General features: G+C 76.5%; 8 protein-coding genes and 1 other RNA gene. 1 reads left to right on the plus strand and 8 read right to left on the minus strand.

The genetic code is table 11. From position 1 onward, the window contains the following. Positions 1 to 94: 94 nt before the first annotated feature. The 5 genes from CFLA_RS15780 to CFLA_RS15795 all read right to left on the minus strand — a co-directional run bounded on the left by CFLA_RS15780 (position 95) and on the right by CFLA_RS15795 (position 6,672). Positions 95 to 2,731 carry a DNA polymerase III subunit gamma and tau gene (locus tag CFLA_RS15780; RefSeq protein ID WP_013118338.1) on the minus strand — a complete coding sequence of 879 codons (2,637 nt, stop codon included), beginning with the start codon at positions 2,729 to 2,731 and terminating at the stop codon, positions 95 to 97. Positions 2,732 to 2,859: 128 nt separating this feature from the next. Beyond that, the gene (locus CFLA_RS15785) at positions 2,860 to 4,224 is read right to left on the minus strand and encodes an FtsX-like permease family protein (protein WP_148234391.1); all 1,365 of its coding nucleotides are present in this window, start codon (positions 4,222 to 4,224) and stop codon (positions 2,860 to 2,862) included. Then, on the minus strand, positions 4,221 to 5,090 hold the full coding sequence (locus CFLA_RS15790; protein ID WP_013118340.1) for an ABC transporter ATP-binding protein: 870 nt from the start codon (positions 5,088 to 5,090) through the stop codon (positions 4,221 to 4,223). Before CFLA_RS15790 ends, CFLA_RS15785 begins: the two co-directional genes overlap by 4 nt. 143 nt (positions 5,091 to 5,233) lie before the next feature. After that, positions 5,234 to 5,330: signal recognition particle sRNA small type (ffs, locus tag CFLA_RS18750), an RNA gene on the minus strand. Between the two features lie 43 nt (positions 5,331 to 5,373). Continuing rightward, positions 5,374 to 6,672, minus strand: a complete 1,299-nt coding sequence (locus CFLA_RS15795; RefSeq protein ID WP_013118341.1) for a hypothetical protein — start codon at positions 6,670 to 6,672, stop codon at positions 5,374 to 5,376. Positions 6,673 to 6,819: 147 nt separating this feature from the next. On the opposite strand from CFLA_RS15795, the gene CFLA_RS15800 reads away from it, so the two are divergent. Then, on the plus strand, positions 6,820 to 8,094 hold the full coding sequence (locus CFLA_RS15800) for an amidohydrolase (protein ID WP_013118342.1): 1,275 nt from the start codon (positions 6,820 to 6,822) through the stop codon (positions 8,092 to 8,094). 122 nt (positions 8,095 to 8,216) lie between these two features. Here the strand turns inward: CFLA_RS15800 and CFLA_RS15805 are convergent, their stop codons facing one another. Genes CFLA_RS15805 through CFLA_RS15815 form a run of 3 tightly spaced genes read right to left on the minus strand, consistent with a single transcriptional unit; the run spans position 8,217 to position 13,052 of the window. Beyond that, a complete protein-coding gene (locus CFLA_RS15805) occupies positions 8,217 to 8,942 on the minus strand; it encodes an AAA family ATPase (RefSeq protein WP_013118343.1) in 726 nt (241 codons plus the stop codon). A 55-nt stretch (positions 8,943 to 8,997) separates the two neighbouring features. Beyond that, on the minus strand, positions 8,998 to 11,571 hold the full coding sequence (locus tag CFLA_RS15810; RefSeq protein ID WP_013118344.1) for a polynucleotide kinase-phosphatase: 2,574 nt from the start codon (positions 11,569 to 11,571) through the stop codon (positions 8,998 to 9,000). Continuing rightward, positions 11,568 to 13,052 carry a 3' terminal RNA ribose 2'-O-methyltransferase Hen1 gene (locus CFLA_RS15815; RefSeq protein ID WP_013118345.1) on the minus strand — a complete coding sequence of 495 codons (1,485 nt, stop codon included), beginning with the start codon at positions 13,050 to 13,052 and terminating at the stop codon, positions 11,568 to 11,570. The genes CFLA_RS15810 and CFLA_RS15815 overlap by 4 nt, the downstream gene beginning before the upstream one ends. Positions 13,053 to 13,065 lie beyond the last annotated feature (13 nt).

Raw genomic sequence — 13,065 nt, forward strand, 5'->3', positions numbered from 1 at the left:
GATGTGACCACTCCGCGGGAGGACGCGTCAGCGAGGCGGGTCGGGGGGAGTAGGGCGCCCGGTGTGCGGGCCCGGTGGGCGCCCGGACGGTGACTCAGGCGCCGTCGATCTGCTCGTCGATGACGCGGCCGCCCAGCAGCTGCGCGACCAGGGGCACCCCGACGAGACCGGACTGGCCGATGGTCGGGTCGTCCGGGGACGGCTCGTCGGGCTCGAGTCGGCTCACGCGCGACCGGTCCGCTGCCGCGCGGGCAGCGGCGACCCCGCGCTCACGGGCGCTCGCACCGGGGGGCGGCGCCGACGGACCGCCCTGCGACGGACCGCCCGGGGACGGACTGACCGGGGCCGGACCACCCCGGGCCGGAGCACCCTGCCCCGGACCGCCCTCGCGCCGAGGGCGCGGCGACCGCGGCGGCGGGCCGTCGTGCCAGGGGTCGTCGGGCTCGTCGCCCGGGGGGATGTCGTCGTCCGGGTGGGCGACCGGGGCCGCCACGCCCTCACCGCTGGCGTCGCTCGGGCCGGCAGGCGCTCCGGTCGCCGGGGCGGGACGGGCCGGGGTCGGAGCAGGCACGGGGACGGCGGTCGCGGGCTCCGCCTCCCACGGCGGGGTCGGTCGCGCAGCGCGCCCGCCCGCGGGGTCACCCTCCGCGTCGGTCGGCTCGCCGTCCGGCACCGCGGGCGCGCCCGCGGTAGGTGCCGACGACCGCCCGGCCGACGTGGGCCGCTCGGGCGTGCTGGCGGGCACGGGAGCCGCCCGGGTGGGAGCAGGTACGTCCCACGACGCCGCGGCGCGCTCGGGGGAGATCGTTCCCGGTACCAGCGGGACGTCGGCGGCGGGTGCGGCGGGCGTCGTCGCACGCGAGCCGCCCGGCTCGTCGAGGACGGCCTCCACGCGCGCCTGCACGCCGAGCGTCTCGGCCAGCGCACGGGACACCACGTCGCCGTGGTTGCTGTTGCGGAACGTCGTCACGAGGCCGGGCTGCGCGAAGCCGAGCCGCAGCGTCGTGGCGTCGAGCTCGAGGATCTGCGCGTGCTGGTTGACCAGCGCCCACGACGGCAGGCGCAGCCGCCGCAGCGTCGTCAGCACGTCCGGCCAGCGTCGCCGCAGCATCTCGGTGTCGGCCGCGGCCGCCGCGGCACCGGGCGCCGGTGCGGAGGCGCCGGGCGCAGCAGCCGCGGGGGCCGCGGGTGCAGGAGCGGACGCGGGTGCGACGACCGCCGCGTGGTCGGGCGCGACGGTCACGGGCTCCGCGGCGCGCACGGCAGGCTCCACGCCGACGGGGCCGTCGTCGTCCGCCGGCAGGACGGCACCGGCCTCCTCGGCACGGTGGTCCGCCCCGGCGGGCGGTCCGGTGCGACGCGCGGGAGCCGGCTCGTCCTCGCTCACCGGCGTGGGCGCCGGGCCGGCGTCACGCACCGGCGCGGGCGCGGCTCCCGCGTCACGCACCGGCGCGGGAGGCTCCGGGGCGGTCACGGGCGCAGGCGTCGGGGCCGCGGGCCGGGTCCGGACGACGGTCGCCGGCACGGCCGGTACCGCGGGTGCGGCGGCAGCCGGTCCCGCGGTAGCGAGCGCGGGCACACCGCGCTCGAGCCGGTCGATCCGCGCGCCGAGCCCGACCCGCGAGTCGTCCGCCCCGGGCAGCAGGAGCCGTGCCATGAGCAGCTCGAGGTGCAGCCGCGGCGACGTCGCGCCGACCATCTCGGTGAGCGCGGCGTTCGCGAGGTCCGCCGACCTCGACAGCTCCGAGGCCCCCAGGTGCACGGACTGCGCGCGCATGCGCTCGAGCTGGTCCGGCGGCAGGTCGCGCAGCACGGCCATGGCGGCCTCTCCCGACGCGGCCAGCACGATGAGATCGCGCAGCCGCTCGAGCAGGTCCTCGACGAAGCGCCGCGGCTCGTGGCCCGTCACGATGACGCGCTCGACCACGCGGAACGCGGACGCGCCGTCACGCGCGGCGATCGCGTCGACGAGGTCGTCGAGCAGCGAGGTGTGCGTGAACCCGAGCAGCGACACCGCACCCTCGTACCCCAGACCGGCCTCGCCGGACCCGGCGATCAGCTGGTCGAGCACCGACAGGGTGTCGCGGACGGACCCGCCGCCCGCGCGCACCACGAGCGGCAGCACACCCGAGCCGACGGGCACGCCCTCGGTGGCGCAGAGCTGCTCGAGGTACGGCACGAGCACGTCCGGCGGCACGAGGCGGAACGGGTAGTGGTGCGTGCGCGAGCGGATCGTGCCGATGACCTTGTCGGGCTCCGTGGTCGCGAAGATGAACTTCACGTGCGGCGGCGGCTCCTCGACGATCTTCAGCAGCGCGTTGAAGCCCTGCGGGGACACCATGTGCGCCTCGTCGAGGATGAAGACCTTGTACCGGTCGCGCGCAGGCGCGAACGTGGCGCGCTCGCGCAGCTCGCGCGCGTCGTCGACACCGCCATGGCTGGCCGCGTCGATCTCGACGACGTCGAGCGAGCCGGCGCCGCCGCGCGCCAGCTCGACGCACGACGGGCACACCCCGCACGGGGTGTCGGTGGGCCCCTCGGCGCAGTTCAGGCAGCGCGCGAGGATCCGCGCGCTCGTCGTCTTGCCGCACCCGCGCGGGCCGGAGAACAGGTAGGCGTGGTTGGCCTGGCCCGAGCGCAGCGCCTGCCGCAGGGGTGCGGTCACGTGGTCCTGGCCGATGACCTCGGCGAAGGACTCGGGACGGTACCGGCGGTACAGCGCAGTGGTCACGGCCCCGAGCCTATGCGCCCCGGCTGACACCGCGGCACCGCCGTCCCCACCCTGCGAGCGCCCGCGCGCCGGCCGGCCACCGCCCTGCGACGGTGACCGACCGGCCGCGCGCCCGACCCCCCCGGGCGTCAGTCCGGCCGGACCACCGGCTCGGACAGCACGCGGTGCAGCAGGGGCCGGGTCGCCTCGGTGGCGGCGACGACCAGCGCCGTCCCCACCGCGATGCTGCCGACGAGCAGCGCCAACCCCTGCGGCGCCGTCACGGCGGCCGTCCCGAACAGCGGGAAGAACATCGCGAGGGCCGCGAGCGCCGACCCGACCGACACGAACAGCAGCGGCACCAGCACCTCGCGGCGCCGCACGCGGTCGAACAGCTCGACGGGCACGCCGGCCAGGCGGGCGAGCGCGAGCTCTCGCCGCCGGTCCAGCACGGCCGCCGCCTGCGCGATGCCCGCCGAGACGGCCGCGAGCAGGAACGTGATCGCGAGCGTCAGCAGCGCACCGGTCATGATGTCGGCGGTCAGCACGTCCTCCTGCGGCGCCGGCGAGACCGTGGTCGCCGTCAGCGCCGGCACCACCGCGAGGCACCCGGCGACGAACGACGCCAGGCCCAGCCCGCCGACGACGCGCCACGCGGCGCGCGGGTCGTCGAGCAGCCGGCGCGCGGCGAGCAGCTGCTCGGGTGTGCGGGCCAGCCGGAGCCGGACCCGCCCCAGCACGCCGAGCACCCACGGGCCGACCGCGTTGAGCGTGAGGAACGCGACCGCCAGCAGGCTCAGCAGCACCGTCACCAGCACCGCGGCCATGAGCTGGGCGAACGCGGAGGCGACCATGAACGCCAGGACGGCAGCGACCGCGACGACCACGCGCACGGCCTTCAGCCCCGGACGCGTCGTCCGCTGCGCGACGCCCAGCGGCGACACGACGACCCGGCGCAGCGTCACGGCCCCGCTGACGGCCGCGAGCAGCGGCACCGCACACCACGCGGCCAGCACGACGGGCACGCCGACCCACAGCTCCCCGGCGGTGAACGGGCGCCCCTGGAACGCGATGCGCGTCCACACGGGCAGCAGCGCGCCGTAGAGCACCGTCCCTGCCACAGCCCCGGCCAGCCCCTGCAGCGCCGTCTCGACGAGCGTGAGCCCGACGACCTCGCGCGGCGTGGCACCCAGCAGCCGCAGGGTCGCGAGGCGTGCGTCGCGCCGGGCGACGCCGAGCCGCGCCGCCGCACCGCCGAGCGTCAGCAGCGGCACCACGAGCAGGATCGCCGCGGTGACCGCGAGGATCACGTAGAAGCCGCCGACCTCCTGCTCGAAGGCGGTCGTGGGATGGTTCGCCCGCTCGACGAACGCGAGCAGCGCCCCGACCACGGACAGCGTGAGCGCCGTCGACACGGTGAAGGCCGTGACCGCCAGGGTGGTGGTCGTGCGACTGTCACCTCCGCCGGCGCGCTGCAGCCGGGGTGCGAGCGCCAGCACGGGGTGGACCCTCACCGCGGACCGCCGAACACGTCGGCGACCCGCGCGGACCCCAGGTCCTCGGGCAGTCGGCGAGCCGCGGCCGGGCCCTCCCCCGGCCGCGGGCCCGCACCGCCGGACGGCGTGGACCCCGGCGCGACGACGAGCCCGTCGCGCATGTCGATACGGCGGTCGCACCAGGCGGCGACGTCCGCGTCGTGCGTCACGACGACGAGCGACGCTCCCACCTCGCGCGTGGTCTCCACGAGCAGCTTCATCACGTCGTGCCCGGTGGCCTGGTCGAGCGCACCGGTGGGCTCGTCGGCGAAGACGACGTCGGGGTGCGTCGCGAGCGCGCGGGCGACCGCGACACGCTGCGCCTGCCCGCCCGACAGCTCGCCCGGCCGGCGCCCCTCCGCACCGGCCAGGCCGAGCTGCGCGAGCCACCGGTCCGCGGCCGCCTCCGCCTCGGCACGCGGCGTGCCGAGCAGCATCGCGGGCAGCGCGACGTTCTCGCGCGCCGACAGCTCGGACAGCAGCTGCCCGTGCTGGAAGACGAACCCGTAGCTGCGGCGGCGCAGCAGCGACCTCTCCCTCTCCGACAGGCCCTGCACGGGCGTGCCCCGCAGGTGCACGGTGCCCGCGGTGGGCACGAGGATCCCGGCGAGCACGTGCAGAAGCGTCGACTTGCCGGAGCCGGACGGGCCCATCACGGCGAGCGACCCGCCGTCGGTCAGGTCGACGTCGACGCCCGCGAGTGCCGTGGTGTCACCGAAGCGGTGCACGAGGCCGCGGGCGGCGAGGCGGGGGACGGCACCGGACCGGACCGTGCCGGCCGGCGAGGCCGGCGCCGTGGCGTCGGGCGCGTGCGGTCCGCGGGCGGACGAGGTGGGCTGGGTCATGCGTCCATCGTCCGGGCGGCGTCCCGGGCGCCGCGTCGGGCGACGGTCGCGCCCTGCGGTGCGCACGATGGTCCCGCAGACGGACGGTCGGGACGACGGAGCCCCCCCTCGGGTCGCACGTCGGTGTGCTCCTGGTCCGGGCATGCGAGGACCCCCCGCACACCCGCCAGAGCTCACCTGCCCTTGCTGCCTTCCGGCCCTGGGGGGGTTCAGCGAGATGACGCCGTACGAGGGGTCTGCGGACCACCTTAACCCAGGTGGCGGGGCTCGGTCGTCGGGGCCGTCACAGGTCGAGCGGCGGCAGCCGCTCGGTCGGGGGGCCGTCGTCGCCGTCGGCACGGGCGATGCGCTCGGTCGCGGGTCCGGCGGACGTGGTGCGGGTGACCCGGGGCCCGCCCGACGTCACGCTGCGCCGTGGCGGCTTGGGCCCGGTGGACGACGAGGTCCGGGACGTGGCCCCGGACGTGCGGGACGTGCCGCCGGACGCCCGGGGCGTGGACGCCGACGAGCGCGGTGCGGCCGAGCGCGACGACGCGCGGGGTACGGACGAGCCCGTGGACGCGGCGCTCGTGGACGTGCGCGGGGCGGACGAGGTCGTGCGCGGCGCGGACGTGGGCCGCGGCGCCGGTGGGCGCGTGGCCGGGCCGCGTCCGCCGGCCGCCGGCCCGTCGCCGGTGGCGGCCTCGTCGCCGGGCTCGTCGGCGGTCGCGGGCTCGTCGCCGGTCGCGGGCTCGTCGCCGGCGGAGCGCTCGTCGCCGGCGGCGTCGTCGGCCGGGTCCTCGGTCCGCTGCCGGACGTACGGCGGCCCCACGTACGGGCCGGCCGCGTCCGCCACGTCGGCGCGCGTGAGGTCGACCCGGGTCGCGTCGGGGTCGCCGCCGTCCGCCGCCGCGCCGCGGCTCGCGTCGCCGGGCGTGGTCCCCGGTGCGCCGCCCCACGCGGGCCAGTCGGCGAGTGCGTCGTCGTCGGGTGCGACCGCCGGGGTCGGGACCTCGCTGACGGTGGGCGTCGCACCCGTGCGGACCGGCAGCGCGGGCTCCGGGGCGACGTCCGCACCGTCGTCGGCGGCGTGCTCGACGGCGTGCTCGTCGTCCGTCGCCGGCAGGACCCGCCACGCCCCCCACAGGCCCAGCGCGACGACGAGCGTGTACGTGCCGCCGAGCACGAGCAGCACCGCGACACCCACCCGGTCCGTCGCGTCGGAGCCGAGAGCGAGCACGACCGCACCGACCGTCGTCGCGACGCCCCACACGCCTGCGAGGGCCGTGAGCCGGTGCACGACGCCCCGGTGGCCGCGCCGCAGGGCGACGGCCGCGCCGCCGGCCGCGAGCGCGGCGGTGACGAGCCCGGCCGCGGTGACCAGGAGCCACAGGGCGGTGCCCTGGACGGCGAGCACGAGCAGCCCGACGAGTGCGGACGCGGCGGCCGGCAGTGCCAGCAGACCGAGCACGGCACCCGTGAGCACGTGGCGCAGGGTCACGTCGTCCCAGCCGTCGGCCAACCGTTGCGACGTCACGACGGGCTCGGGGCGGGGGCGGTGGGGCGGGCGGTCCTCGGGGGTCCGCGACGGGTCCGGGGTCATGGGACCACGCTAACGAAGCGGGACGATCCGGACGATCGACCGACTGCGCCGGGGGCGGACCTGCACGGACCCCTCACACGCGCACCGGCTCGCGGCACGCCGAGGGACCTGGCGCGCACGGGCGCTGCGGCTCGCTCATGATGGAGCGTGCCCGATCTCCGCAGCCCCGCGTCCGGCCCGATCCGCACCGCCCGCGGGTCCGTCGCCATCGTCGGCGGCCACGTGGTCCCGGTGGCGTCCGCGCCCCTCGACGGCGCGACCGTGCTGGTCGAGGACGGCGTCGTCACCGCCGTCGGCACGGACCTCGCGGTCCCGGACGGTGTGCGCGTGCTCGACGCGACGGGCCGCTGGGTGCTGCCGGGGTTCGTCGAGGCGCACGCGCACATGGGCGTCGCCGAGGAGGCCGAGGGCTGGGCGGGCGACGACACCAACGAGCGGACCGGGCCGAACGGTGCGGCGCTGCGGGCGATCGACGGCATCAACGTCGAGGACGAGGGGTTCCGCGACGCGCTCGTCGGCGGTGTGACGTCGGCCGTCGTCAAGCCGGGGTCGGCCAACCCGATCGGCGGACGGACGGTGGCGGTCAAGACGTGGGGCGGGCGGACCGTCGACGAGCAGGTGATCCGGCACGACGTGTCGGTGAAGTCGGCGCTCGGCGAGAACCCCAAGCGCGTGTACGGCGAGCAGAAGAAGCTGCCGTCGACGCGCCTGGGCGTGGCCGCGGTGATCCGGACGGCGTTCGTGGAGGCGCAGACGTACGCGGCGCAGCGGGACGCGGCGGCGGCGAAGGGTGAGCCGTTCGCGCGGGACCTGGGCAAGGAGACCCTGGCGGCGGTGCTGGCCGGCGAGCTCGCGTGGGACCAGCACACGCACCGCGCCGACGACATCGCCACGGCCCTGCGCCTGGCCGACGAGTTCGGCTACCGGCTGGTCGTCAACCACGGCACGGACGCCGCGGCGATCGCCGACGTGCTCGCCGAGCGGGACGTGCCCGTGATCTTCGGGCCGATGTTCACGTCGCGGTCCAAGGTCGAGCTGCGGGACCGCGCGATCGCGCACCTCGGGGTGCTGGCGCGCGCCGGGGTGCGGGTCGCGATCACGACCGACCACCCGGTGGTGCCGGTCAACTTCCTCGTCCACCAGGCGTCGCTGGCCGTCAAGGAGGGCCTGGACCGTGACACGGCGCTGCGGGCGCTGACGGTGAACCCGGCGTCGTTCCTCGGGCTGGACGACCGGGTCGGTGCGCTCGCGCCCGGGCTCGACGGTGACGTCGTGGTGTGGTCGGGCGACCCGCTGGACGTCAACGCCCGGGCCGAGCACGTGTTCATCACGGGCACCGAGGTGTACACGTGGGACCGGACGGCCCGCGGCGGCCTGGGCGCGGGCCGCGTCCGGGAGCGCGCGGAGCGTTTCACGTCCTGACGGGGCCCCGTCCCACGCCCTGGGACCGACGCCCCGCGAGACCGGGCTGACGTCGCTCATGGGCGCTCGGGAGCGCCCCGAGCCCGGTGTCGTGCAGGACGCGTCCCGGCAGGTGGACGGGCTCAGCCCAGGACGTGGCGCAGGTAGCGCTCCGGGGCGTCGAGGAACGCGCGCCACGACGTGACGAGGTCCAGGTCCTCCCACGTGCTCTCGCGCAGGCCCCAGTCGCCGACCTCGAGGATCGTGGCGCCCGGCAGCGACGCGAGCAGGGGTGAGTGCGTCGAGAGGATCACCTGCGAGTCGTGCTGCACGAGGTCGTGCAGGTGCTGCAGCAGCGCGAGGCAGCCGGTGAACGACAGCGCGGACTCGGGCTCGTCGAGCACGTACAGGCCGGGGTACATCATCCGCGAGCCGATGAGCTCGAGGAACGACTCCCCGTGCGACATCTCGTGGAACTGCGGGTCCGGGCCGGGGTGCTCGTCGAGGTACGTGTAGAACCCGTGCATCGTCTCGGCCCGCAGGAAGAACCCGCGGCGCGGCGCGCCCGCCCCGCGCACGAGCGTGATGTCGTGCGCGAACCCCGACTCGGTCGGCCGCGTGCGGTGCATCGAGCCCGTCGAGCCGCCCTCGGGCGCCATGCCGAACGCGGTCGCGATCCCCTCGACGAGCGTCGACTTGCCGGCGCCGTTGTCACCGACCAGGACGGTCGCCGCCCCCAGGTCCCAGCCCCGCTCGAGCACCTGGCGCACGGCGGGCACGGCGCGGTGCCAGTCCCCGCCGCGCTCGCCGTCGAGCTTCGCGTCGCCGGCCTGGACGCGTCGCACGGGCAACGTGCTGAACGGACTCATGGCGACACCTCACCACGTCCCGCCGACACGCGGCAGCCCGCCGTCGGCATCGCGCTCACAGCCGCGGGTCCACCGCCTCGGACTCCAGCGCGAGCACCGCGAAGACCGCCTCGTGGACGCGCCACAGCGGCTCGCCCTCGGTCAGCCGCGCGAGCGCCTCCAGGCCCAGGGCGTACTCGCGCAGCGCGAGACTGCGCTTGCGGCCGAGGTGCCGCGACCGCAGGCGCGTCAGGTGCTGCGGCTCGGTGTAGTCCGGGCCGTAGATGATCCGCAGGTACTCGCGCCCACGCACCTTGACGCCCGGCTGCAGCAGACCCTTCCGGCCGCGCACGAGGTTGGCCAGCGGCTTGACGACCATGCCTTCTCCCCCGGCTGCGGTGAGGTCCTGCCACCAGGCGACGCCCGCGGCGCGCGACGCGTCGTCGGCGAGGTCGACGACGAGCCGGCGCGTGGGCGCCAGGACTCCGCTGGTGTCCGCCTCGACGAGCGCGTCGGCCACGCCCAGGTGCCACAGGTGGTCACGCGTCTCGTACGTGCCCGCGTCGGACGCGAGCACCTGGAACGGCGCGAGCCGCACGCCGTCCAGGCCGTCGGTCGGCCAGACGTAGCGGCGGTACGCGTCGCGGTAGCCGTCGGCGTTGGCGCCGCGCGAGCGGGTGCGGGCGAGCAGGTCGTCGACGGGCAGCCCGGCGGCCGCGGCGGCCTCGAGCGCAGCCGTCGCGGCGGGCAGGGCCGTGGCTGCGGCCGCACCCACGGACGCGTACTGGTGACGCAGCAGGTCACCGGCCTTGAGGGACCACGGCAGGAGCTCGCAGTCGAGCAGCAGCCACCCGGGCGCAGCGCCGCCCAGGTCGTCCCACAGGCCCGCGGCGGTCGCCGCGGTCCGCACGACGTCGAGGAGCTGCTCGGTCCGCCCGTCGTCGAAGAACGCGCGGCCCGTGCGGGTGTGGACGACGCCCGTCGTGCCCGCGGGCATGCCGAACCGCGCCTCGGCGACGTCCGCGTCGCGGCAGACGAGCACGACGGCGCGCGAGCCCATGTGCTTCTCCTCGCAGACCACCGTGTCGACGTCACCCCGGTAGGCGTCGAACGCCTGGTCCGGGTGCTCGAGCAGGTCGCCCTCGGGAGCGGTCGCGCACGGGCTCATCGTCGGCGGCAGGTACAGCAACCAGCGCGGGTCCACCGCGAACCGGCTCATGACCTCCAGCGCCCCGGCGGCGTTCTCCTCGGCGACGGTCACGCGCCCGTGCAGGCGCGTCTCGACCACCCGCTTGCCCAGCACGTCGGCGACGTCGAGGACCGCGGGGTCCCGCCGCTCGACGTCGCTGCCCGCGGCCGTCTCCTCGGCGGTCGGGAAGGGGCGCGCAGGCGCGTACCAGACCTGCTCGGCCGGCACCTGCACGACCTCCTTCTCCGGGTACCGCAGCGCCGTGAGGTGCCCGCCGAACACGCAGCCGGTGTCGAGGCACATCGTGTTGTTCACCCACGTCGGGCGCGGCGTCGGCGTGTGGCCGTACAGGACCATGGCGCGGCCGCGGTAGTCGTCCGCCCACGGCAGGCGCACGGGCAGCCCGAACTCGTCGGACTCCCCCGTCGTGTCCCCGTACAGCGCGAACGCCCGCACGCGCCCGGACGCGCGGTTGTGGAACTCCTCCTTGAGGCCCGCGTGCGCGACGACGAGGTCGCCGCCGTCGAGCACGAGGTGCGCCACGAGCCCGTCGCAGAAGTCCCGCACCTCGCGGCGGAACGCCTCGCTCTCCTGCGCGAGCTCCGCGAGCGTCGTCTCCAGGCCGTGCGAGACCTGCACCTGGCGCCCGTCGAGCGCACGGACGAGCTTGTGCTCGTGGTTGCCCGGCACCGCGAGCGCGTGGCCCGCCGCGACCATGCCCATGACGAGCCGCAGCACACCCACGCTGTCCGGGCCGCGGTCGACGAGGTCGCCGACGAACAGCGCGCGGCGACCCTGCGGGTGCGCGGCGTCGACCGGCCGGCCCTCGGCGTCGCGCTCGATGACGTACCCCAGGGCGCCCAGCAGGGTCTCCAGCTCCGCGCGGCAGCCGTGCACGTCGCCGACCACGTCGAACGGGCCGCGCTCCTCACGCCGGTCGCTGCGCAGCGGCTCGCGCACGATCGTCGCGGCGTCGACCTCGTCGGTGCCCTGCAGCACGTGGACGGTGCGGAAGCCCTCGCGCCCCAGCCCGCGCAGCGAGCGGCGCAGCTGGTCGCGCTGGCGACGGACGGCGTGCGCGGGCAGCGTGCGGTCCGCGCGGGCCGCGTTGCGCTCCAGGCAGACCGGCTCGGGGATGTCGAGGACGATCGCGACGGGCAGCACGTCGTGCGCGCGGGCGAGCGCGACGAGCTGCTTGCGCGCGGTCGGCTCCACGTTGGTCGCGTCGACGACCGTCAGCAGGCCCGCGTCCAGTCGCTTGCCCGCGATGTGGTGCAGGACGTCGAATGCCGCGGCCGTCGCATCCTGCGACGTGACGTCGTTGGAGACGAGCCCGCGGCAGAAGTCCGACGACAGCGTCTCGAACGGCCCGAAGTGCCGGGCCGCGAACGTCGACTTGCCGGAACCGGAGACGCCGACGAGGACGACGAGCGACAGGTCCGGCACGGTCAGCGTGGTCATCGGGCGGCTCCTTCCGGGGTGGTCGCGGTGGTTCTCGTGAGCACGGCCATCTGCGTGGGCGGGCCGACCTCCGGGTCCTCCTCGCCGACGGGCAGCAGCGTCACGTCGTACCCGTGGCGGGCTGCGGCGCCGTGCGCCCAGTCCGCGAACTGCGCGCGCGTCCACTCGAAGCGGTGGTCGTGGTGGCGCATCGTGCCAGCGGCGAGCGTCGGGTAGCGCACGTTGTGCTCGGCGTTCGGCGTGGTGACGACGAGCGTCGCCGGGGCCGCCTCGCCCAGGACCGCGCGCTCCAGCGCCGCCAGGCGCGGCAGGTCGACGTGCTCGATCACCTCCATGAGCACCGCGGCGTCGAACCCGGCGACGCGCGCATCGCGGTACGTGACCGACGAGTGCGCGAGCTCGATGCGCTGCCGCTGCCGGTCCGGCAGCGTGTCGAGGTGCAGGCGACGGGCGGCGGTCGTCAGGGCGCGCGCGGAGACGTCCACGCCGAGCAGCCGCTCGAACGTCGGGTCCCGCAGCAGCTCGGACAGCAGGGCCCCCTCGCCGCAGCCCAGGTCGACGACCGAGCGCGCACCGGCGGCCTTGAGCTGGGTGACGACCGCGTCGAGACGCTGCCGCGCGAGCGGGACGCGGGGCGAGGCGTCGCCGGGCGCAGCGGTGTCGGGCGCAGCGGTGTCGGCGGTCTCCAGAGCCGCGTCCTCCGCTGCGTCCGCCTCCACGTCCTCGGGGCGCGTGTCGTCGACCTCCGCGAGCCGCTCCAGCGCCGACGTCGCCAGGCTGTTGCGGTGCGCGAGGTACCGCCGCGCGATCTCCTCGCGCGCCGGGTGGCCCGCGAGCCAGCCCTCCCCGGCACGCACGAGCTTGGCGACCTCGTCCGTGCCGACCCAGTAGTGCTTGCTCGCGTCGAGCGTCGGCAGCAGCACGTACAGGTGGCTCAGGACGTCCGCGATCCGCTGCGTGCCCGTCAGGCGCAGGTCGACGTACCGGGAGTCGCCCCACGCCGGCACGGTCGGGTCCAGCGGCACGGGCCGTGCGTCGACCTGCCACCCCAGCGGCGCGAACAGCCGGACCGCGGCCTCGGCGCCTCCGCGGCACGGCACGGCCGGCACGTGCACCTCGACGTCCCAGCGTCGCGCGGGAAGCTCGGGGCGCAGCTCGCAGCGCCCCGCCATGGCCGTCCGGAACACCTTGCCCAGCGCGACCGCGAGCATCGAGGACGCCGCGTACGGCCGGTCGTTCACGTACTGCGCCAGGCTGAACGCGACGTCCCGCGGCGCGCCCCGGCTGCCGCCGCGCACCAGCCCGACCGGGTCGACCTCGAGCAGCAGCGCGACCGTGCACCGCTCGTCCGTCGCCTCGGGGTAGACGACGTGCGCGACACCGAAGGACTGCCCGAACTGCTGTACCCGCCCGGGGTGCTTGTGCAGCAGGAAGCCGAGGTCGGTGGCGTCGGGGCCGGTCACGGAGAGCTGCAGGAACACCGCCGGATCGTCG

This window comes from Cellulomonas flavigena DSM 20109, assembly GCF_000092865.1.
GTDB lineage: Bacteria > Actinomycetota > Actinomycetes > Actinomycetales > Cellulomonadaceae > Cellulomonas > Cellulomonas flavigena.